Below are 22,098 nucleotides of genomic sequence, written 5' to 3'. Positions count from 1 at the left end.
GTAAAATTTTCAGAGAGGTGATAATCATGATAAGCATGAACAGCTATGACACTCTCGGCAAGAACGGCCTCGCCATGATGCAGAACGGCCTGAACACCGCGAACGCCGCAAGTGCTCAGGCACTCGAGAGCGGAGCAGACCCAATGAGCATAGCCGAAGCGTCAATGGATATCAGCCAGGCAAAGGCTCAGATGGCAGTTGGAGCATGGCTCGTACAGCAGCAGAATGAACTGATGGAGACTTCTCTCCAGATATTCGGCATCGGCAAGAACTATTCAGGGCTTGCATAACACACAGCGGCCTGCCTCATTGACGGGCGGGCTGCAAACTTTACACGCACACGGAAGGGGAGCAGGGCGTGCAGACCCGTAACGACACACAGAAACTTTCGCTCATCAACGGCATCATCCATACACCGACCTCAACAGCCTCATGTATAACGTTCGAGCATGGCCGTATAGTCTCGATTGACGACGAAGCCGCCGCACTTAACGGCAAAGTCATCGACCTTCAGGGCAAAACGGTGCTGCCTGCGTTCTGCGACACGAGCCTGGATTTTTTCGGCTGGGCAGAAGACCAGGAACGGCTCAGCCTCAGTACTGTGCGTTCACTGCAGGAGTTCACCGGCGCGCTGACCGCGTACCAGCAGAGCAACCCTGAGCCTCTGCGGGGGTGGTACATTGCGCAAGGCCTGCCCGAGAGCGTGAACATCTCCCGCGACGACATTGATGCTGTAATTCCTTCACGTCCCTGCGCTGTCATAGGCGCGAAAAGAACGCACGCAGTCCTGAACACGCCCGCAATGAGCGAGTTCAACATGCCGCAGGACAACATAGAGCTTGACGGCCTAGCACAGCACCTTCCTCCGCTGAGCACGAATGACATCCTCTACCTCATCAGGACGTATTCCCCGAAGGTGAACGCACTGGGAATCTCTGAGGTGTGGATTGACGCGTATACGGATGCCGGAAAGATATGGGACATCTTTTCGTCGGAGGCTTATGGAGAGTTGAGCTTCAGGGTACGGCTGAACTTCGGCTTTGATGAAGTAATAAGCATGAATGAATTTCTCGCGTCAGGCCTGAGGACCGGCGACGGGCTTCCGATGTGCAGGCTCGGCGGCATTCTGGTGAGGGATGACCTCAAGCAGGAAGACCAGAAGAACATGATAACGAGCGCGCACCTTTCGGGCTGTCAGGTTATCGCCGACAACAGCCAGTACAGCATCAACGTTCTCGAGCGCATCATCAAGAAGTTCCCCAAGAATCCCAGACACCTCGTGAGGAGCAGCAGCTTCAACAGCAAGCTCATCGACCGCATGAGGATACTCGGTCTCGGAGGAATCTCCACCTCAAGCAGCGAGGACAACGAGCTTCATTCTGCGTTCATGAACGGCATAGTGATTTCTGCGGGCTCAGGGCAGGTGCTGGCTTCACCGATGAAGAAGACCGGCCTCATGGTTTCCGCAGGGCTGAGCGTTGCTGAAGCTGTGAGCGTGTATTCATGGGCTTCGGCGTGGAACGGCAGTACGGAGATGCGCAGGGGCGAGCTTACTGTCGGGAATGATGCTGATGTTGCGGTCGCGGAAAAAGATCCCTTCTCGGCCAAGCCTGAGGAGATCGCCGGAATTGATGTAGCGATGACTTTCTGTGCCGGAGTCAAGGTCTACGACAAGAACGATTCATAAACTTTTTGGGAGGGTAAATTATGGCTGATAAACGCGGTGCAGGAATATTGCTGCCTGTTACGTCGCTTCCGTCGCCGTACGGAATAGGAGACTTCGGGCCCGAAGCACTGAGGTTCGCTGAGTTTCTTCATGATGCCGGGCAAAGCATGTGGCAGGTTCTCCCCATGACGACAATAGACCCGGGCTGCGGGAACTCTCCCTACAGTCCGACGAGCGCGTTTGCGGGGAATTATCTTCTCGTGAGCCCGGAACTGCTCGTGGAAGACGGCCTGCTTCTGTCCGACGAACTGAAGAGGTTTGCGGCAAAGTATGACTTCAGCGCGAACCCTGAACGTGTGGATTACGAGTCAGCGCGTGAGTTCAAGACGGAGATTCTGAAGGCGGCGTACAAACATTACATGAGAAGCACGAGCTGCGACTGTGAAGAGTTTGTGCATGACACGGAATGGCTCGAGGACTTTGCGCTGTTCAGCGTGATAAAGCACGTGCAGGGAGGTTCAGCGTGGACGGAATGGCCGGAAGAACTCAGGCACAGAGACCCGAAAGCTCTCGCTGACTTCAAGGCCGAGTACTCGGAGGAAATAGCACTGCAGGAGTTCTGTCAGTACATATTCTTCGACCAGATAAGCAGGCTCCGCGAGCACCTCAACGACCTTCACATAGAGCTTGTGGGAGATATGCCCCTCTATGTAACGATGGACTGTGCCGACGTGTGGCAGAAGCCCGGCCTCTTTGACCTCGACGAAGACCTCAACCCCGTAACAGTCGCGGGAGTTCCGCCGGATTACTTCAGCGCGGACGGACAGCTCTGGGGCAACCCGTGCTACAAGTGGGAAGCTCACGAGGCAGACGGCTTTGACTGGTGGATACGCAGGCTGAAGAATCTGCTCTCGATGTTCGACAGGGTAAGGATAGACCACTTCAGGGGGCTAGTGGCATACTGGGCAGTTCCTGCAGGCGAGATTACGGCCAAGAACGGCGAGTGGGTTGACGTTCCGCACAAAGAGTTCTTCGCGGCACTGGAAGAGAACTTCCCGGAGATGCCTTTCTGGGCGGAGAACTTGGGGATAATCACGCCGGATGTTGAAGAAGTCCGCTGTAATTACGCAATGCCGGGCATGACCGTGCTTCACTTCGCGTGGGGAAATCCAGCCGACAACCCTTACGCTCCGCACAACCACACCCGCAACAGCGTAGTGTACACAGGAACTCACGACAACAACACCTCGCGCGGATGGTTCGAGAATGACGCGACGGAGGACGAGATAAAGAACTTCGCTTCGTATATCGGCCGCGACGTAATGGACGGCTACATCTTCACGTCAGAGGTTACGAGGCTGGCAGTGAGTTCGGTTGCGGACACGGCAGTGATTCCAATGCAGGACTATCTGCGTCTCGGTGCAGAAGCGCGCATCAACGTGCCTTCAACAGCGTCGGGAAACTGGGCGTGGAGGATGAAGGCTGACGCGATTCCTGACGGACTGGCCGACAGAATACGTGCCGCCTGCAAGCTCTACGGCAGAGTTCGCAAGGAAGACTAGCAGGGAAAAAGAGAACCCGCCCCCTTGCTGAGAGAGCGGGTTTTGCGTTATCTTAAGGGAAATCTTTTCTGCGGAGGTTCGAGGAGCTTGCGGGCAATGTCTAGGGTGTTCTGCCACTCCTTGAGGATGAGGAACTCGGCTTCTGTGTGTTCGCAGTAGTAGCCGACGCTCAGGTTCGCGCCGCAGATTGAGCCGCACAGCGTACGGATGTCTGTTGATGAGCGTCTGTCGGCCTCCTCGTAGCCTGTTCCTTCCTCGATGAACCTCTTGAACTCGTCTGTTACGGGAATGTCATAGACCTTGTAGTCCCTTCCGTGCCTCCTGTCGAACTCGAGAATGTAGCTGTGATTGTTCAGCTCCTCGTAAAGGTTGGGCTTGCGGACGCTTATTGTGTCTGCACCGACGCTCCCTATCTCCTCGTCGTTAGTGATTAGCAGCGAGTGCCCGGAGTCCCTGAGCTGCCAGAGTATCGCACAGCCAGCGCGGTCGTCTGCTCCGATTCCTTCGCCGGGCTCGAGACTGGAATATTTGCCGTCCTCGAACTTCATCCTGTGCCTCCCTCTGAGGCCGAACACAGTATCAGCGTGCGCAACAAGAAGAACCCTGTCGCTCCTCGTGCCCGGAACGTACACGCCGCAGGTGTAGTCTATATGCTCGCACCTCCTTGCGCCCGGAAGCGTGAGGAACTTCGTGAACACTTCTTCGGGGGTTGACATGTCGCAGCTTAGGAACATCTCCAGCGTTTCCTTGTCAGTCATCGAGCCCTTCTCCTTCGTCGTCGTCTTCCTCGTCATCATCATCTTTATCGTCGTATGTTACGAAATCTTCAGGGCTGAACGTGCCCCATATCCTGGCCCTGATCCTGTTGTACTCGTCGCTGTGCCCTTCCGTCATGTCTGCTCCGGCATCAAGGAGAATATCTATCAGTTCTTCATCCCTGCCGTTATTCACCGCGTAAAACATCGGAGAGCAGCCGCAGTCATCCCTAGCGTGAACGTCAGCACCATGCTCAAGGAGGAGCTTTGCCATTTCTCTGCGCAGCTCGGGAAAAATTTCGTTCCCCTTTATGCACAGCATCAGAGGTGTCTGTTCAGCGGAGTTGCGTGCGTCGACATCTGCTCCGTGCTTCAGCATGAGCCTGACCATATCGAACGTTATGTCCTCAAGCGTGCTCTCGAAGATTTTTGCGAATGCCTCATTGCCTACCTTGTCCGTAATGTTCGGGTCCGCTCCGTATTCAAGCAGAGGTTCTACGCACATGAGCACACCTTGTGCGGCCACGAACAGCGCGGTTCTTCCCATGTGGTTCTTGACTTCGGGGTCTGCTCCTGACTCGAGGAGAAGCCGAACCAGCTCGATCCACCCTTCGTCTGCCGCTATAATCAGCGGGGTGTACCGCCCGACTCTCGTCTGAACGTTTATGTTGATGCCGGGCGCAGAGCTGAGGATACGCCGTACCGACTCGGTATCACCTGCATACGTGTAGGCGATAAGTTCCAGCTCGGCTGGGGTCATGATACTTTGTCCGAGCATCAGGCAATGCATTTCGTTGATGAATGCCAGCTGGCTGTCATCACTCCACACGTTGTGAAAAAGGTCTCCCCGCAGGGACTGCTTAAACTCGTCTTCCGTGCATTTCGCGCCGTCGCGGATAATAGCCATTAATGCCGGTGCACTAAATTTGTGGTGTACAAACCCGTTAAGTGCTTGCTTGAGTGCTTCAGAGCTTGCGGATGAAGTCTCCAAATTCATCTGCTCCTTTCTGTTCAGCTTGGTGTATATTATGATACATGTTCCCACTATCTTAATGTGTGAGGTGTCCGCAGTGTCAAAAGATATAGGCTCTGAACGTTACAGGAGAATCCTCGACCTCGTAGCTTTCCTGAAACGCAGCGGCGGGAAGGCGACACGCAGAGCCATTGAACAGAACGTAGGCGGTTACGCGAAGGACGGCGGAGGAACTTACCGGCAGAATCGGATGCTGCAGAATGACTTGACGTTCATGCGCAACTTCATGGGGGCGGAAATTGATTACGACCACAGAAGCGGCCTCTACGTCCTCAAGCATGAAGGCTCTCTGCTGGTGAACATCGAGGCCACGCCCGCAGAGATTGAGGCACTCAGCGCGGGGCTGAAGATGGCTTCACACTTCCTGCCCCACCTGAAGAAGGACGCTCTGAAGCTCTGGGCGAAAATCGCTAACTACATTCCCGCAGACTTGGCCGGACAAGGTGAAGCACTCGCAGAAGCCACGCTCGCCGCGATTCCTGTCGAACCGGTGAACCCCGAACTCTTCAAGGCACTCACGGATGCGCGCAACGCAGGGCAGGCTGTGCAGATACGCTACACTTCTCCGGGCAAAGACGCGAGGAAGTGGGTAATCTCTCCGTACGATTTCTACTTCAGAGGCAGCGCGTGGTACATGATCTCCTTCAACCACAAGCACGGGGCATTAAGCACCCACAGAATCAGCCGCATAACGAGGGTATATCCTTCTGGGGAGAGGTACATTCCGCCTACAGAAGGAGGCTTCAGCGCGGAATACACAGCATCAGCGTGGTACGTTTCGCCCGGAACGGAGCGGCACAGAATACGCCTGAGGCTCAAAGGAGGGCTTGCGGGGTCTGCTTTGCTGGTGAAGTGGCATCCTTCACAGAAGACAGAAGAACAAGAAGACGGAAGCGTAATCCTCACTGCGGAAGTGCCGCATCTTGACGACGTTGCGAGGTGGGTATTGGCCGGAGCTCCGAACGCTAAGGTCATAGAGCCTCCGGCACTGAAATGCATCGTTCGCAATATGGCGATGAAGATTATTGATGAGGTGTAGAGAAGCTGCTCCTGTAGTAACTTCTCCTGACGTGGTGCGCAACCGTCGAGCTCAGCACGAACCCGATGCTCAGTCCGGCCAATGACAGCAGACAGTTCACCCCGTAACTCTCAACGCTCGCCCTGTCGCCCAGATACAGCCCAACCATCGCGAAGAAGAACAAGTCGCCGGGTATCAGCGGGATTATTGACGGATAGACGAAGTACGTTGAAGGCTGTTTGCGCGTTACGGCCAAGAACTCCGCGTAAAGTGCCGCCGCCATTGCCGACAATGTTACGAACAGCAGACGGTTGTCCGTTACTGGAGTGAGGCTGACCAGCGCAAGCCTTGCCAGTGCTCCGCCCAGCCCCGCGAGCCATAAATCTTTAGGCGGAATCATGAACACAATCCCGAACCCCACAGAGGCAATGTACGACAGCACCACCAGAATCACCGGGTCAGTCATTGCGACTACATGTTCTGCGTTCTGAATGGCGTTGTGCCCGAACATCGCGATAGCTACATACATTCCCATTCCAAGAGCCATCGTCTCAATAAATATCTTCAGCATCTGAAGAATGCCGTTGTTCTCGCGCCCGCAGAGGAGGTTGCGCATTGCGTTCACGAGAGGGATGCCGGGAATTACTATCATCGAGACGGTGATCATAATCACGGGAAGATTGCTGCTGAAGCCCGAATACACGAACATCAACGCCGCAGAAGCAGATATGTACATAGTGAGGGCATTGCTGACGATGCGGTCAAGGCCTGAGTTCTCGAGCACGGGCATGAGGAAGTGAATCAGTGCAGTTACCGCCGCGACGGGGAATAGCTCATTGACCGTCCCGCCGAACATGAAGCACAGGCACGACATCGCGACGATCCTGCCGAGAAGCACAACAAGATTGCTGTAGCTCTTGGTGTCCATTGCGCGATGAAGCATCTTGTCGAGGAGCTTGGGCTGTGGGGTAATCTCCGCTATCTTGTAGGAGAGCTGGTTAAGTTTCCGCAGCCTGTCGAGGTGGATTCCTGCCGGAGGAATTGAGGCCTGCCGGTAGGAGTAGTTTCCTTCTGGGTCATAAGCTCCCAGAGAAATATAGTTGCTCAGGAAGAAGATGCTCACGTCGCGGAGGCCGTAGGACTTGCAGATGACCTCGACGGCGAGGTGAACGCGCTCGAGGTTTGCGCCCGAGACTATCATCTGCCGCGCGAGGTTTACGCAGAAAGATATGATGTAATCGATATTATTCATGAAGCTGTTTCTTCAGGAAGGACACCGCAAGTTCCGCCGCATCTTCCTCGAAGCCAGTGAAGCCGTGATCTGCACCGTTGATGAGGTGAAGCTCTCCGTTCTTGTAGCCCTTGTAGTAACGTTCGCCGTAAGTGTAGGGTACGATTCTGTCGCCTGTGCCGTGAATCACGCACGCCGGGCCAGTGAACTTGGCCGCAGTCTCGTAGATCGGGAGTGTCTGCGACGTAACCATGTATTCACGTCCCAAGTCGAAGCGACCGAAAATCTTCACGCTCTCGGGCGGGTTTCCGGCATCGTAAGCAGTGCCCATGACGTTGCCGCGAATCGCATCGTCCCGCAGGACTGCCGCAGGGGCGAACAGCACGACGGCTTTCACGTTCTCTGCTCCGAGCTCTCCGGCCAGCATACTGGTTACGACTCCGCCCTGAGAGTGCCCGCCGATTGCGACCGACGACACGTAGTCCAGAGCCTTGACGTACTCGAAGACTTTGCGCGCGTCCTCAATCTCATTGAGTACCGTCATGTTCACGAAGTCGCCTTCACTGTCGCCGTGCCCATTAAAGTCGAAGCGTATCGACGCAATGCCGTTCTTCTCGAGGAGGTCAGCAGTGTCCGTTAAGGGGCGGTTGGTCTTGCTGCCGGTGAACCCGTGAAGCAGCATCACCATCGGCATCTTGTCGCCTTCGGGCTTCTGGATAACTGCCGAGAGTTTCCCGACTGCTCCGTCGATCTGGACGGGTATCGTCTCGCCGAATGCCGCCATCGTGAACGACAGCACCAACATTACCGCAACAACACATTTCTTCATTGTGAGAAGCCTGCCTTTCGTTTTGTGTTATGTATGACTGAATTATACCTTAGCTGCAGGTTGTATAATGTGCCTGAATCCCAGAGGAGGCATTAATGATGACGGACAACATGAAGAAGTTTCTTGAGGCTGTCTCGAAGGACGAGGCACTGCTAGAAGAGTTCAAGGCTCTCGCGGACGGCACGCCGAAGGACACCGACGCTATGGCGGCAGCGGCAGTCGAGTTCGCGGGCAAGCACGGGCTCACGCTCACTGCGGACGACTTCAAGCCCTCAGAGATGGAGGAACTCAGCGAGGACGAGATGAAGGCTGTTGCTGGCGGTGCAACGTGCACGTGTAATCCTCAGGGAACTGGAACTTTTTTGATTTTCTCTGTTCCGTTCAGCACGTGCTACTGCGATGGCAGGGGTGAAGGAGGATTCGGGGCTGGAGGAGTCTGCGGATGCTCTAATTACGGCGAAGGTGCCTAGTTACAGGCTGAAAGATAATTTTCTGCTCAGGGGCTGGGAACGTCTGCCTTATGCTCTTGTTGACGCAAACACCGGCGGGGCAATGTTCCTCACGCCCGCTCAGTGGGACGCAATAAATCTCTGCGACAGTACTGTTGATGTCTCTCTCCCTCTCATCTCCGACAAGACACGCTCAATCATCGCCGACGCACAGGCAAACGGCATCGTAGAACCCTGCGCTCCCGGCCAAGCCCTCACCGACATCCAGAAGTACCGCAAATATCCCGCCCGATACATCAAGCAAGCCCACTGGTCAATCACTGGCCGGTGCAACTACAGGTGCAAGCACTGCTTCATGTCCGCACCGAGCGCGAAGTTCAGCGAGCTTCCGCACAGTACAATCATGGACATCGTGAACCAGCTCGGGGACTGCGGCGTGATGAACGTATCGCTGACTGGCGGAGAACCCCTCGTGAGGCCGGACTTCCTCGAGATCGTTGACGCACTCCTTGAGCGCGGAATACACATCAGGACAATCTACAGCAATGGAGCATTAGTCAATGAAACCCTGTTGCGTGAGCTCGACAGAAGGAACATTCACCCGGAGTTCAATATGAGCTATGACGGCGTAGGCTGGCACGATTGGCTGAGAGGAGTCAGCGGAGCAGAAGAAGCAGTGGACAGAGCGTTTGCTCTCTGCAGGGACAACGGCTTCCCGACGGGGGCGGAGATGTGCCTTCATACCCGCAACAAGCACACCCTCAGAGAAAGTATCCGGCACATGGGGAAGCTGGGTGTTAGGAGCGTCAAGACTAACCCCGTCTCCAACTCCGGCGAATGGCTCAAAAACGGTTACGGAGAGTCATTCACGAACCGTGAGCTTTATCAGCTGTACCTTGACTATATCCCGCACTACTATGAAGACGGTATGCCGATGGGAATAATGCTCGGCGGCTTCTTCATGGCTGACCAAAGAGAGCCGGATATGTTTCACATTCCCTCGTACAAGCCGGACTGCGACCCCGAAACCTTCTGCATGTGCGGGCATGCAAGGCTGGTCATGTACATCGCTCCCGACGGAAGAACCCTGCCGTGTACGTCGCTCTCCGGCTTCGAGATTCAGGAGAAGTTCCCCCTCATCACCGAACAGGGACTCGCGCAGTGCATCACTGACTCATACTACATGAGCATCATCAACACGCGGGCAAGCGAGTACTTCGCGCTTCACGACGACTGCAGGGAGTGCCGGTACTCTCGGTGCTGTTACGGCGGATGTCGGGCTGATGCTTTCGGCGACGGCAATGGCCTGATGGGGAAATCACGCTCTTCTTGCGAGTTGTTCAAGGGCGGATGGGTTGATAGAATCATTGATGCCGTAAGGAAGTGTCGGCCGGGCGCAACATCTCCCGTCATGGACAATCCATTGTGGCAGAATTAGGAGGCAAAGATAATGACAGATAACGTAAAGAAGTTTCTTGAAGCAGTGTCGCAGGATGAGGCACTCAAGGATGCGATGAAGAGTGCGAAGGGCTTTGATGCGATCGTGAAGCTGGCGGCTTCTCGAGGGTTCGCGATTACGGCGGAGGACTTAGCTCCCTCAGAGACATCCGAGCTCTCGGAGGACGAGATGGCGGCAGTGTCGGGCGGAACAGGGTTTTTCGCTGCGAAAGTAACCAGCTCCTGCAGATGCCAGAACTACGGCTCAGGCCTGACGTGGGAGCTCTCCTGCGACTGCTCAGGCAGCGGAACAGGTATCAACACCAACAACGGGCACGAAAGATGCTGGTGTTCTTCTGAAGGGCTCGGACTAGCGTAGAATTAAGGACGATTCCGGCCGCTGTGAGCAGAATCACGGCGGTCGTTGTGTATGCAAAACTATATCAGTGAGGTGCAGACATGCCAGACAATCCTAACAAAATCTCTTCCCCCGAACAGCTAAACAGCTACATACGCGCAGCAAGTCCCGGAGCTTGGATAATCCTTACTTCGGCAGCAATCTTCCTGCTCGGACTGTTCACCTGGCTGTTCTTCGGCGAACTTTCAGTCAACGGACAAACCATCAAGCCCCTGACCTTCCTCCTGAAGTAACATGTTCACACGAAAATCTATCGCGGACGTTCCCGTCGTAATGCAGCTGGAGGCTCTCGAGTGCGGGGCGGCTTCGCTGGCTATGGTCATGGCGTATCACGGCCTGTGGATTCCTCTCGAGCAGCTGCGGCAGGAGTGCGGGGTCTCGCGGGACGGCTCCAACCTCAAGAGCATTCACGCGGTCGCAAAGAAATACAAGCTCAACCCCAAAGCCTTCAAGGCAACAGCAGAAGTTTTGAGGAAGCATGACAGTTTCCCGTGTATCATCTTCTGGGAGTTCAATCACTTCGTCGTGCTCGACGGCTTCAAGGGCGACAAGGTATACCTCAATGACCCTGCGCGCGGAAAAGTCAGCATAACCTTCGAGGAGTTCAAGAAGTCGTACTCTGGGATATGCATGATGTTCGCGCCGTCAGAGGACTTCGAGAAAGGAGGGAAGCCCGCCTCGATCCTGAAATTCGCGCTGCAGAGGCTGACGGGTACTCTCCCTGCCTTCGTGATGGTTGCGATAACCACGCTGATTGCCGCATTGACGGGGCTTCTGCTTCCGGCGTTCGGGCGGTTCTTCGTGGACAACATACTCACCGCAAAGACACCACAGCTCGCCGGAGGCTTCTTCGTGCTGCTGGGGCTGGTTATCCTCGCGCAATGTGCTTCTCTCGTCATCAACGCTGTCTGTATGCTGAGGATTCAGGGCAGGACGGCGGGTGTCGCTAACGCGTCGTTCTTGTGGCACATACTGAGGTTGCCGGTCGAGTTCTTCGAGCAGAGAATGGCCGGAGATATTGCCTCGCGCCAGCAGTCCAACCAGAACATCACAAGCACGCTCATCAACACCTTCACGCCTCTTCTTCTGAACTCCGCCGCGATGATCTTCAACCTCCTCATCATGATCGACTACAGCCCTGTTCTTGCCCTCGCGGGAGTTGCGTCGGTGTGCATCAACCTGCTTCTTGCGCGGTTAATCTCCAAGCAGCGCATCAACATCACTCGCGTGCAGATGAGGGACAACGCTAACCTTCAGGGGGCAACTGTGTCGGGAATAGACATGATCGAGACGATAAAGTCAGCCGGTGCGGAAAACGGGTTCTTCACGCGGTGGTCAGGCTTTCAGGCAAACGCAAACGCTCAGGCTGTGAAGTTCGCGCGCCTCAACACCACGCTTGGCCAGATTCCGCCCCTCGTCTCGCTGCTGATGTCGAACCTGATTCTGTTCTTGGGAGTGAGGCTCATCATTCAGGGCGAATGGACGATAGGCCTCGTCTCTGCGTTCAACGGCTACCTGACTGCGTTCTCGAACCCTGCGGCACAGCTGATTAATGCAGGTACTCAGCTTCAGGAGATGCGCACACAGATGGAGCGCGTGCAGGATGTCTTCAAGTACCCGCTCGCCGAAGGATTGTCGGGTGAACTGCCTGACGAGGACTTGGCCAAGCTCTCGGGGCTTGTCGAGATGCGTAATGTTTCGTTCGGGTACAACAGGCTTGAGCCCCCGATACTGCGGAATTTTTCGCTGACGGTTGAACCGGGCAGCAGCGTCGCGATCGTCGGGCCTTCGGGCTGCGGGAAATCTACGACGGCAAAGCTGCTCACCGGCCTTTATCCTGCGTGGGAGGGCGAGATACTCTTTGACGGCAGACCCATCAGCGCAGTCAACCGCAGTGTCTTTACGGGCAGTGTCGCGTGCGTAACTCAGGACGTAACGCTGTTTGAGGACACGATAGCCGACAACATCAGGATGTGGGACAAGTCCATCGAGAACTTCGAGGTTGTCCTTGCCGCACGTGATGCCGCGATTCACGACGAGATAGTCCAGCGTGAAGGTGATTACTCCGCCCCTGTGAGCGAAGGAGGACGCAACCTTTCCGGCGGACAGCGTCAGAGGATAGAGATCGCGGGAGTGCTCGCCCAAGACCCGACGGTAATCATCATGGACGAAGCTACAAGCGCGCTGGACAGCCAGACCGAGTACAAGATCATGACGGCCATAGCCGCACGCGGAATAACCCGAATCATCATCTCTCACCGCCTCTCGATAATTCGGGACTGCGACGAAATCATCGTGATGAAGCAGGGAGAAATCCTCGACAGGGGCACTCACGCTGAGCTGATGGGACGCTGTGAGTATTACGCTGAACTTATCACGAACGAATGAGGTGCACTCATGGGATGGTTTGATGAACAGATAAGAATACGGGTCAACTCGGACAACGAAGCGTTTGCCGATGCTTTCGGGAAGATTGCGGAGGCCGTAGACGGCGAAAAAGTTTCCGTTCAGTCAGCTAAGGGTGCTGTTGCTGAGATTGCCGGAGTGTTCGGAGTACCTGAGGCACTTCTTGAACACGATACGCTTGAAGACATTTTCGGGCCGTGCGGTGTGATGCGCAGGACAGTCGAGCTCACTGACGGCTGGTACAAGGACGCGGCAGGCGTGTACCTTGCAACGACGAAGGCTGGAGACTACGCCGCACTGATCCCTGACTGGCGGGGCTACACGTACAGGGATTACGATACGGGAAAGACCGTTCGCGTGAACGCTTCAACGCAGAAGGAGCTGAAGGCTGAGGCGGTGTGCTTCTACCGTCCTCTTCCGGCGGAAAAGCTGGGCGTTAAGGACTTGCTGAGTTTCGCGGCAAAATGCATCTCCCTTTACGACATCGTCTATATCGCGCTGGTAACTCTCGCCGCCGTTCTTGTGTCGATGATTCCGCCCTACTTGACCCGAATAATCTACACCCACGCGATTCACACGCAGAACATCGGAGCTCTGGCCTCACTGATAGTGTTCATGTCGTGCGCCGGAATCTCTGCGGCACTGCTGACGGTCTCGAAGATGCTGCTGCTCGCGCGGATACAGCTCAAGACCAACACTTCACTGAACGCGGCGGTGATGATGCGTGTTATAAATCTTCCTGCTGAGTTCTTCAGGAAGTATTCAGCAGGGGAACTTGCGCAGAGGGTTTCGGGCACAGAGATGCTCTGTTCGATGGGGGCGGAAGTGATTTTCTCTGCGGCACTAACTGCGTTGATGAGCCTCGTCTACCTCCAGCAGATATTTGCCTTCGCGCCGTCGCTGGTCTTCCCCGCGCTGTGTATCGTGTCGGTGATGGCGGCACTCGCTGTCCTGTCGGCGTGGTGGCACACGAAGCTGCTGAAACGCAGAACCAAGCTCCGTGCTGAGGAATACGGACTGCTTTACGCGCTGATAACCGGCATACAGAAGATACGTCTCACGGGCTCGGAGAAACGTGCGTTCTCGAAGTGGGCAGGTCATTACAGCAAGGACGCAAAGCTCGAGTACAACCCTCCGCTGTTCCTGAAGCTCACGAACGTAATTCAGCCCGTCGTGATGCTCGCCGGAACGTTCCTGCTCTACCGTGCCGCGTGGGGCGCGAAGGTTCAGCCAGCCGAGTACATGGCGTTCACGGTGTCGTACGGCATGCTGTCAGGTGCGTTCACTGCGCTGTGCGGGGTAACTCTCTCGATGGCGATGATCGGGCCGATGGCCGACATGATTCGTCCAGTGCTTGAAGAAGTACCTGAAATCTCGCAGGGCAGGACACCCGCGCGCGTCAGGGGAGGAATTGAGGTCAACAGCGTAACCTTCAGGTACTCCGCGAAGTCGCCGCTCGTCCTCGACAAGATTTCGTTCCGCGTAAAGCTAGGCGAATACGTCGCGATTGTCGGGAAGTCCGGGTGCGGAAAAAGTACCTTGATGAGGCTTCTGCTTGGGTTCGACACGCCGGACAGCGGAGTCATCTACTACGACAGCAGCGACATTAAGACCCTCAACCTCCGCGCGCTTAGGCGAAGCATCGGGTGCGTAATGCAGAACAGCAGGCTTTTTCCCGGCAGCATCTACAGCAACATAGTCATCTCTGCTCCGCACCTCACCGAAGCCGACGCGTGGCAAGCCGCCGAAATGGCCGGTATTGCCGACGACATCCGCCGAATGCCCATGAAGATGCACACTCTCATAAGCGAGGGAGCAGGCACGATCTCAGGAGGCCAGCGTCAGAGAATAATCATTGCCCGCGCAATTGCCCCTAAGCCGAAGATTCTCCTCTTCGACGAAGCAACAAGCGCGCTCGACAACATCACACAGCGGATAGTCTCCGAGTCGCTTGACGGCCTGAAGTGCACACGTATAGTTATTGCGCACCGCCTCTCGACAGTCAGGCATTGCGGGCGTATTCTGGTGATTGACGGCGGAAGAATCGCGGAAGAAGGCAGCTATGACGACCTCATGAGCAGAAAAGGGCTTTTCGCGTCCCTCGTCGAACGACAAAGAACAGGAGGCACCAAATGAAGAAGGTATTATGCGCAGTTGCGGTTGTGCTGGTTATGGCGGCACTGGTCAGTCCGGCAGAGAAGAGCCTCATACGTCTCGGCCTGCTCGCGAAGCTCAACACTACGGAGGAAGAGTTTTCAGAACAGTGGCAGAAGACTTTTGCCCCAGCAAACGGAAATCTTGAAGTCATCGTGAAGTTCTACGACAACATCACGGGCATGTTGATGGCGGTGAACAGGAAGGAGATTCACGAGATGGTTCTTCCTGAGGCGGCGGCAGAATACGTCCTGAGGATGAATGACGGGCTCGAAGCTACGTTAGTCCTGCGCTCTAAGGGAATGGGTCTGTCGTTCGGTTTCCGTGCTGAGGACGAGGAGCTCCGCGACAGGTTCAACGAAGCATTGAAGCTCTTGCGGGACAACTGGACGCTGTCAGTCCTTGAGGGCAGTTACTTGGCCTCGCGAAAAGACCCTGACCCCGTGAAGTTCCAGAGGTTCGACGGAGCACCGACGGTCAAGGTTGCGGTTACGGGCGACCTTCCGCCTCTGGACTACATAGCTCCCGACGGCACACCCGCAGGCTTCAACACGGCGATACTCGCGGAAATCGGCAGCATCCTCCGCGTGAACATCGAGCTCACAGAGACCGACGCAGGAGCAAGGACTGCCGCGCTGACATCGGGAAGAGCCGACGTAGTCTTCTGGTACGAGGTCAACTCTGACGCAGAAACTCAGCCGGATGTTCCCGAAGGTGTTATACTCTCACAGCCTTATTACGAGTGGGAAAAGTTCATACACCTGCGGAAAGCTCCGCCGAAAGCATCAAGCTGGTGGGACTTCAAGAGTGCAATACTTAATCTTTACGGAGGTATGTAGAATGGCAGAATACAGAATCGCAATCGCAGGCAGCACAGCATCAGCCAATGAGGCTCTCGAGCTTACGGAGAGAATCGCGGGGTCCATAGGCCTCACAGGCAAAGAGGCACTGAGGCTCAGGCTTCTTGCTGAGGAAATGCTGAATATGGTTCAGTCAATAGCGGGCTCATTCAGCGCGGAGTTCTGGATTGAGCACGAGGGCAAGGACTGCACGCTTCACCTGTCGGCAAAATCTGAGCTGGATTACGCGAAGCGCAGGGAGCTCCTCTCAGTATCGACCAGCGGCCGGAACACAGCACGGCTGGGCATCATGGAAAAGATCCGCTGTATCTTTGAGGCCGGCCTGTATGGAATGGAGGAGGGTTTCGCGCTTCAGTCAGAGTACGGGCCAGGAATTGCGGAGTACGGTATGTTATCCCTCGATGCAGGAATGTCCAGAGCAATGTACGCCTGGTCAATGCAGAAGTACAAGGAGGACGTTAAAGCTGAGGAAGACTCCGACGCTTGGGATGAACTCGAGAAATCGATCATCGCTAACATTGCCGATGAGGTATCTGTCGGCGTTCGTCGGGACGGCGTGGAACTAACGGTGCGCAAGAACTATGGGAAAGCTCACGGTTGATTTTTCGCGCGATTCTGAAGCTCTGACCTTCACGCTTTCGGGACGCATCGACGCGACAAACGCGTACAGCTTCAGCGATGCCGTTGCGTCAGTGCTGGGTGAAGGCAAGGACGAAGTTGTTGTGTTCGACTGCGGAAGCCTCGAGTACATTTCGAGCATGGGGCTGAGGGTTCTTCTTTCTCTGGCCAAGAGGAGAAGCAGTCCCATAAAGCTCGTGAATGTCTCTCATGAAGTGATGAGCATACTGAACATCACGGGATTTTCGCAGATATTTGATGTTGCAGGAGGAGAAGAATGAAGAAGTTATTGTGTGCAGTTATGCTTGTGGTGCTGTCGGCGGCCTCGTGCTTCGGGGCAGAAAATGTTGTGGAGAGCGGAGTCCTCACGTGGCTCGGGACGACTGAGGCGGAGTTTCAGGAGGGGCTTGACGATTTGAGGAAGGCATTAGCACCCCTCATCAGTGAGAGCGGAGCTAATGACTGGATGCAGGAAGACGGGCTTGACGGTTTCCTTACCGAAATCATAAAGACAAGAAGGGTGATACGCTTCTTCGACTCCCTGCTGTCGATGCAGATGGCGTTGCGTTCAACACGGATTGACGAGATAATTCTTCCTGAAGCAGTCGGAATGTACCTCGTCAAAAACAATCCCCAGTACGATATACAGTTCTCGCTGAACATGATGCCCTCGACAATATCATTCGGCTTCAAGAGGGGCAACACGGAACTTCAGCAGGAGTTCAACGGCGCAATAGCCGCCATGAAGAAGGACGGTACTCTTGCCCGCCTCGAGAAGAAGTACATCACGGAGCTTGCAGGTGAGCCGGAACAGGTGAAGTTCTCGGAGTTCAAGGGAGCAAAGACAATACGTGCCGCCGTAACAGGAGACCTCCCGCCGATAGACTTTATCGCGGCTGACGGCCGTCCTGCGGGCTACAACACAGCAATTCTCGCTGAAATCGGCCGCCGTCTCAAGAAGAATGTACGCTTAATCAGCGTGGATGCGGGCGGGCGTTCTGCGGCACTCGCGTCGGAGAGAGCAGATGTTGTCTTCTGGTACAGGAACACCGAAGGCCTGAAAGTTCCGCGCAAAGTCAACGTCAGAAGCAAGATGAAGGATACAGCAGACGGCGTAATACTCTCCAACCCCTATTATGAATGGGACGTTGATTTAGTGATAGGAGTTGTGAAATGAAGAAGATACTTTCAGCGTTAATGTGTTTGCTGGTTCTTTGCGGTGTGAGCAGTGCGGGAGTCAGAGTGATTCCGTTCCCTGAAGGCCTCGACACAACGAGTGAAGGTGCTTCCTCAGCCCCCGCAGAGATAAATCACAAAGGCTCTGTGTATTTCGACACGGTTACGGACTTCTACGAGGCAGCTTCAACCGACAGCCGCATAATTCTCACGAACTACCCCACCTACCAGCAGACAACGGAATACACCTGCGGCCCTGCAAGTGCCTTGACGGTGCTCTGGTATTACGGCGTTAAGGATTTTACTGAAGAGATGCTCTCGCACGACATGAAGACTCGAGCCTACCCCATAGGCACAACACCGAAGGACATGCTGGCGTTCTTTGATAGGCTGGGCTGGAAGACGGAAAGCAGCCTAACTCACGCAAGGTTCGAGGAGTACGACGAGTTCATGTCGTTCGTCCGTGAGAATCTCTCTGCCGGAATCCCCATCATTGTAGAGAATGTCGAGTGGGGCGGACACTGGAGAGTTATCATCGGCTATGACACTATGGGCACGGACAACACACTTGATGACGTTCTGGTTATGGTTGACCCCTACGACACCTCAGACCACCTGCAGGACGGCTACACCGTGAACAACGCCGAGCGGTTCTACTCGATGTGGTTTGACCACTCGATACTTCCGCCGGATCAGCGCGAACAGCCGTTCATCATCGCTCACCCTTAACGAAGCGTTCACCCCCTGCTGAAAACGGCGGGGGGTTTATGTTACAATCTCATCATCCCAATTCCAGCACAATTAAGGAGGACACATCATGCCTGAGATAGTAATTATGGGTGAACTTCTCGTCGAAATAATGAGGCCGCAGGAAGAAATTCCGCTTTATGCTACGGACTGGTTCAGAGGGCCTTTCCCCAGCGGAGCACCGGGAATCTTCATCAGCACAGCCGCAAGGTTAGGACATTCGACGGCAATCATCAGCGGAGTCGGAGCGGACGACTTCGGCGAAACAGTAACCCGCCGCCTCAAGAAGGACGGAGTAGACATCAGCCGCGTAATAGTTTCCGACGAAGGCCGGACAGGTATAGCTTTCGTAACGTACTTTGCCGACGGCGAGAGAAAGTTCTTGTTCTATACGGATAATTCTCCGTTCACGAAGGCCAAAGCCCCCGCGTCAATGTCAGGCTTCGAGGACACAAAGTACATGCACATAATGGGCTGTTCACTCATGAGCGACGTGAATTTTGCCCGCGAGATCGTGAAGTTCATGAACATGATGAAGAACGCCGGCGTGAAAATTTCCTTTGACCCCAACATCCGCCCCGAAATGATGAAGGACAAGGCAGTTTTCGGCATTCTGCAGGAAGTCTTCATGAGTTCGTCGATCCTGATGCCCGGAGTGAGCGAGATAAAGATGTTCACGGGCAAAGAGGACGTTGATGAAGCCATCAAGGCAGTCTTCGAGAATCCTTCGCTCGAAATCCTCGTGCTGAAGAACGGCGGCAAGGGTTCGCAGATCTGGACGCGCAAGGGCCTCGAAGCAGAGCAGCCCATCTACAAGGTCGAACAGGCTGACGCTACGGGAGCAGGAGATTCGTACGACGCAGCATTCATCTGCGGTCTCGCGGAAGGAAAATCCCTTGCCGATGCGGCCAGGATGGGAGCGGCTGCCGGTGCGCTTAACGTTATGGCGTTCGGGCCGATGGAGGGCAACATTTCTCCCGAGACAGTCAGAGAGATGATAGAGAGGGGTTAAACCATGAAGAATCCTTTAGTTGCGATGACCGACAAGAGGAAGGCCGGTATTCACGCCGGTATTCCGTCATACTGCACAGCAAACGAGCTCGCGATAGAAGCAATCCTCGAACAGGCATTACGTTTTGATTCTCCCGTTCTGATTGAGGGAACAGCGAACCAGATCAACCAGTTCGGAGGCTACACGGGAATGAAGCCCGCAGACTTCCGCGATTATGTTTACGCTCTGGCGGACAAGGTAGGGTTTGAGCGTGAAAGAATAATGCTCGGCGGCGACCATATGGGGCCGTTGGTGTGGTCAGACCTTCCCGAGTCAGAAGCTATGTCGAACTCTAAGGAGCTATTGAGGCAGTGCGTCCTGGCCGGTTTCACGAAGATTCATCTGGATACCAGCATGAAGCTCGCGGATGACCCGAAGGATGAACGCCTTAGCGATGAAGTTATCGCTGAACGCGGGGCAGCATTGCTCGAGGTCTGTGAGGCCGCGTATCAGGAACTCCTGAAGTCCAAGCCCGACGCTGTTCGTCCCGCGTACATCATCGGGAGTGAAGTACCGATTCCCGGCGGAGCACAGGAGGAAGAAGCAGGCCTGCAGGTTACCAGTGTAAAGGACTTCGAGACGACGTTAGCAGTGTACAAACGGAAATTCGAGGAGCACGGAATCGCTGATAGGTGGCAGGACGTTATTGCTGTCGTGGTTCAGCCGGGCGTTGAGTTCGGGGACAAGGACATTCACGCCTACGACAGACAAGCCGCAAAAGAACTGTGCGCATCCCTGAAGAATCATCCCGGCTTCGTGTTCGAGGGGCATTCGACGGATTACCAGCCCGCAGAAAAACTCCGCGAAATGGTCGAGGACGGAATAGCTATCCTCAAAGTCGGCCCGGCTTTAACCTTCAAGCTCAGAGAAGGACTCTTCGCACTCAGCATGATTGAGCGTGAGTTAATCCCGGCAGAAAAGCGCGCAGACTTCATAGAGGTGCTTGAACGCGTGATGCTCGATAACCCAAAGAACTGGCAGAAACATTATCACGGTTCGGACGAGGACAAGCGAATCGCCCGCAAGTACAGCTACTCCGACAGATGCAGGTACTACTTCAGTCTTCCTGAAATCAAGTCGGCAATCACTAAGCTGTTCGCGAACATCGACAGCGTAGAAGTTCCCGCAGGACTCCTGAGCCAGTTCATGCCCAGACAGTACAAGCTCGTTAGGGACGGGAAATTAGCGATGAAGGCGGCCTCGCTCGTGAAAGATTATGTAGTTGAGTGCACTGACGATTATAATTATGCGGTCAACCCAAATTACACGATTTAGGGAGGAATTATATTGCTCGTAACTTCACGAGAGCTTCTGCTCGACGCGCAGAAGAATAAATACGCAGTCGGTGCGTTCAACGTTGAGAACATGGAGATGGTGATAGCCGTCCTCAACGCCGCCGAAGAAACTTTGTCGCCGGTGATAATGCAGACAACTCCGGGAACGCTCAAGTACGCCGGTGCAGATTTCTACTTCGCGAACATCAAGGCCGCCGCAGAGAGGGCAGGAGTGCCCGTAGTGTGCCATCTGGATCACGGAAACAGCTTCGAGACGGCGGTTCTTGCGTTCCACACGGGCTACACGTCAATCATGATAGACGGAAGCAAGCTGCCATTCGAGGAGAACATTGCGCTGACACGTTCGGTTGTGGACATCTGCCACGCCGCGAATATCCCCGTTGAGGCTGAACTTGGCCGCGTCGGGGGCAAAGAAGACGGCCTCGACAACACAGCGGTAATCAACCCCTTCACCGACCCGCAGGAAGCTGCAGAGTTCGTTGAACGCACAAAGTGTGATTCGCTGGCGGTTGCAATCGGCACTGCGCACGGAATCTATAAGGGTACTCCGCAGGTGAACTTTGAGGTTCTGGGGAAGATTCTCGAGGTTGTTGGCGTTCCGCTGGTGCTTCACGGGACTTCGGGAGTGCCGGACGACCAGGTGAGACGCTGTGTGAGCATGGGGATGGCGAAGGTGAATTACGCGACAGATCTGCGCATAGCGTACACGGAGGGCGTGAAGAAGTACATGGCGGAGAATCCCAGCGGCTTTGACCCGAAGAAGTACGGAGCTGTTGGGATGGAGGAAGTAAAGAAGTACGTTATCGGCCGTATGCAGGTAATCGGGAGCTGCGGAAAAGCGTAGAGGAAGAATGATGCTCCCCCTGATTTTACGCTGGGGGAGTATTTTGCTGTCCGTGATGAACGATCTCGTAGAAGTCTCCTGATTCGTCTCGGGGCTTCCTGCGGATGAGCAAGCGTGCGTACGTGCTCCGCAGTGTCCCGTCTGCGTCGCGGATGACCGCGCGGGCGTTAAGGTCTCCGTAGTTCGGCGCGTCTGCGCTCGTGTAGACCCGCGTCTTGAACGGTACGTCTCCTCTCTGCGTTATTCCGAGAATCTCGAACTGGCTGGGGCAGTACTTGTCGAGGAAGGTTATCGGCACGCCCATCACGCCGTCGTAGTCCATCGGAATGCGGTCCGTGCGGCTCACCTCGATTGCGTCGTAGTTGTCGTAGCGGGGGTAGGCTTCGGGCGTGTAGGGGTAGAGCAGCGTCAGGAACTCATGCCGCTTCGTGATCGGAAGGTTCGTGTACCAGCAAGCCATTATGTGCTTCAGCCTCCGCCCCTGTTCGTCGGTTTTCTCGTAGTTCTCGTAGCTCGGAACTTCCAGCCAGAAGTCGCTGTTCATGTTCC

General features: G+C 55.1%; 23 protein-coding genes. 18 read left to right on the top strand and 5 right to left on the bottom strand.

Annotated elements, in window-relative coordinates; genetic code table 11:
* Positions 1-26: 26 nt before the first annotated feature.
* The 3 genes from IJT02_03340 (at position 27) to malQ (ending at position 3,228) form a co-directional block, all read left to right on the top strand.
* Complete coding sequence (locus IJT02_03340) at positions 27-290, top strand: hypothetical protein (protein MBQ7543957.1); 264 nt, start codon at positions 27-29, stop codon at positions 288-290.
* 68 nt (positions 291-358) lie between these two features.
* The gene (locus tag IJT02_03335; GenBank protein MBQ7543956.1) at positions 359-1,687 is read left to right on the top strand and encodes an amidohydrolase family protein; all 1,329 of its coding nucleotides are present in this window, start codon (positions 359-361) and stop codon (positions 1,685-1,687) included.
* A 20-nt stretch (positions 1,688-1,707) separates the two neighbouring features.
* Positions 1,708-3,228: a 4-alpha-glucanotransferase gene (gene malQ, locus IJT02_03330; GenBank protein ID MBQ7543955.1), complete on the top strand. Its 1,521-nt coding sequence runs from the start codon at positions 1,708-1,710 to the stop codon at positions 3,226-3,228.
* Positions 3,229-3,275: 47 nt separating this feature from the next.
* Here the strand turns inward: malQ and IJT02_03325 are convergent, their stop codons facing one another.
* Positions 3,276-3,986, bottom strand: coding sequence for a hypothetical protein (locus tag IJT02_03325; GenBank protein MBQ7543954.1), 711 nt, complete (start codon positions 3,984-3,986; stop codon positions 3,276-3,278).
* Positions 3,979-4,890: an ankyrin repeat domain-containing protein gene (locus tag IJT02_03320; GenBank protein ID MBQ7543953.1), complete on the bottom strand. Its 912-nt coding sequence runs from the start codon at positions 4,888-4,890 to the stop codon at positions 3,979-3,981. The genes IJT02_03325 and IJT02_03320 overlap by 8 nt, the downstream gene beginning before the upstream one ends.
* Before the next feature lie 163 nt (positions 4,891-5,053).
* Between IJT02_03320 and IJT02_03315 the strand changes: the two genes are divergently transcribed.
* Positions 5,054-6,055 (top strand): WYL domain-containing protein, encoded by a 1,002-nt coding sequence (locus IJT02_03315; GenBank protein ID MBQ7543952.1) that lies wholly within the window; start codon positions 5,054-5,056, stop codon positions 6,053-6,055.
* Here IJT02_03315 and IJT02_03310 read toward each other — a convergent pair.
* The gene (locus IJT02_03310) at positions 6,039-7,286 is read right to left on the bottom strand and encodes a threonine/serine exporter family protein (GenBank protein MBQ7543951.1); all 1,248 of its coding nucleotides are present in this window, start codon (positions 7,284-7,286) and stop codon (positions 6,039-6,041) included. The genes IJT02_03315 and IJT02_03310 overlap by 17 nt on opposite strands.
* Entirely contained in the window at positions 7,279-8,094 is an 816-nt protein-coding gene (locus tag IJT02_03305) for an alpha/beta fold hydrolase (protein ID MBQ7543950.1), read from the bottom strand. Before IJT02_03305 ends, IJT02_03310 begins: the two co-directional genes overlap by 8 nt.
* 110 nt (positions 8,095-8,204) lie before the next feature.
* Between IJT02_03305 and IJT02_03300 the strand changes: the two genes are divergently transcribed.
* The 14 genes from IJT02_03300 to IJT02_03235 all read left to right on the top strand — a co-directional run bounded on the left by IJT02_03300 (position 8,205) and on the right by IJT02_03235 (position 21,549).
* Entirely contained in the window at positions 8,205-8,564 is a 360-nt protein-coding gene (locus IJT02_03300; protein MBQ7543949.1) for a Nif11 family protein, read from the top strand.
* The gene (locus IJT02_03295; protein MBQ7543948.1) at positions 8,494-9,981 is read left to right on the top strand and encodes a radical SAM protein; all 1,488 of its coding nucleotides are present in this window, start codon (positions 8,494-8,496) and stop codon (positions 9,979-9,981) included. Before IJT02_03300 ends, IJT02_03295 begins: the two co-directional genes overlap by 71 nt.
* A 12-nt stretch (positions 9,982-9,993) precedes the next feature.
* Positions 9,994-10,359 carry a Nif11-like leader peptide family natural product precursor gene (locus IJT02_03290; protein ID MBQ7543947.1) on the top strand — a complete coding sequence of 122 codons (366 nt, stop codon included), beginning with the start codon at positions 9,994-9,996 and terminating at the stop codon, positions 10,357-10,359.
* 80 nt (positions 10,360-10,439) lie between these two features.
* Complete coding sequence (locus tag IJT02_03285) at positions 10,440-10,631, top strand: hypothetical protein (protein ID MBQ7543946.1); 192 nt, start codon at positions 10,440-10,442, stop codon at positions 10,629-10,631.
* Position 10,632: 1 nt separating this feature from the next.
* Positions 10,633-12,786 carry an ATP-binding cassette domain-containing protein gene (locus tag IJT02_03280; GenBank protein ID MBQ7543945.1) on the top strand — a complete coding sequence of 718 codons (2,154 nt, stop codon included), beginning with the start codon at positions 10,633-10,635 and terminating at the stop codon, positions 12,784-12,786.
* A 9-nt stretch (positions 12,787-12,795) separates the two neighbouring features.
* Complete coding sequence (locus IJT02_03275; GenBank protein ID MBQ7543944.1) at positions 12,796-14,940, top strand: ATP-binding cassette domain-containing protein; 2,145 nt, start codon at positions 12,796-12,798, stop codon at positions 14,938-14,940.
* Positions 14,937-15,797 carry a transporter substrate-binding domain-containing protein gene (locus IJT02_03270; GenBank protein ID MBQ7543943.1) on the top strand — a complete coding sequence of 287 codons (861 nt, stop codon included), beginning with the start codon at positions 14,937-14,939 and terminating at the stop codon, positions 15,795-15,797. Before IJT02_03275 ends, IJT02_03270 begins: the two co-directional genes overlap by 4 nt.
* A 1-nt stretch (position 15,798) precedes the next feature.
* A complete protein-coding gene (locus IJT02_03265) occupies positions 15,799-16,419 on the top strand; it encodes a hypothetical protein (protein MBQ7543942.1) in 621 nt (206 codons plus the stop codon).
* Positions 16,400-16,717, top strand: coding sequence for an STAS domain-containing protein (locus tag IJT02_03260; GenBank protein MBQ7543941.1), 318 nt, complete (start codon positions 16,400-16,402; stop codon positions 16,715-16,717). The genes IJT02_03265 and IJT02_03260 overlap by 20 nt, the downstream gene beginning before the upstream one ends.
* The gene (locus IJT02_03255; GenBank protein MBQ7543940.1) at positions 16,714-17,613 is read left to right on the top strand and encodes a transporter substrate-binding domain-containing protein; all 900 of its coding nucleotides are present in this window, start codon (positions 16,714-16,716) and stop codon (positions 17,611-17,613) included. The genes IJT02_03260 and IJT02_03255 overlap by 4 nt, the downstream gene beginning before the upstream one ends.
* Complete coding sequence (locus IJT02_03250) at positions 17,610-18,341, top strand: C39 family peptidase (protein MBQ7543939.1); 732 nt, start codon at positions 17,610-17,612, stop codon at positions 18,339-18,341. Before IJT02_03255 ends, IJT02_03250 begins: the two co-directional genes overlap by 4 nt.
* 88 nt (positions 18,342-18,429) lie before the next feature.
* Positions 18,430-19,371: a sugar kinase gene (locus IJT02_03245; protein MBQ7543938.1), complete on the top strand. Its 942-nt coding sequence runs from the start codon at positions 18,430-18,432 to the stop codon at positions 19,369-19,371.
* Positions 19,372-19,374: 3 nt separating this feature from the next.
* Positions 19,375-20,685, top strand: coding sequence for a class II D-tagatose-bisphosphate aldolase, non-catalytic subunit (locus tag IJT02_03240; protein MBQ7543937.1), 1,311 nt, complete (start codon positions 19,375-19,377; stop codon positions 20,683-20,685).
* 12 nt (positions 20,686-20,697) lie between these two features.
* Positions 20,698-21,549 carry a class II fructose-bisphosphate aldolase gene (locus IJT02_03235; GenBank protein MBQ7543936.1) on the top strand — a complete coding sequence of 284 codons (852 nt, stop codon included), beginning with the start codon at positions 20,698-20,700 and terminating at the stop codon, positions 21,547-21,549.
* A gap of 25 nt (positions 21,550-21,574) precedes the next feature.
* On the opposite strand, the gene IJT02_03230 is transcribed toward IJT02_03235, so the two are convergent.
* A partial coding sequence (locus IJT02_03230; GenBank protein ID MBQ7543935.1) for a hypothetical protein occupies positions 21,575-22,098 on the bottom strand: 524 nt, incomplete at its 5' end.

The sequence above is a fragment of the Synergistaceae bacterium genome (assembly GCA_017450125.1).
Taxonomy (GTDB): Bacteria; Synergistota; Synergistia; order Synergistales; family Aminobacteriaceae; genus JAFUXM01.
Note: the sequence above shows the minus strand (reverse complement) of the source record. Positions and strands in the feature narration are given on the sequence as shown.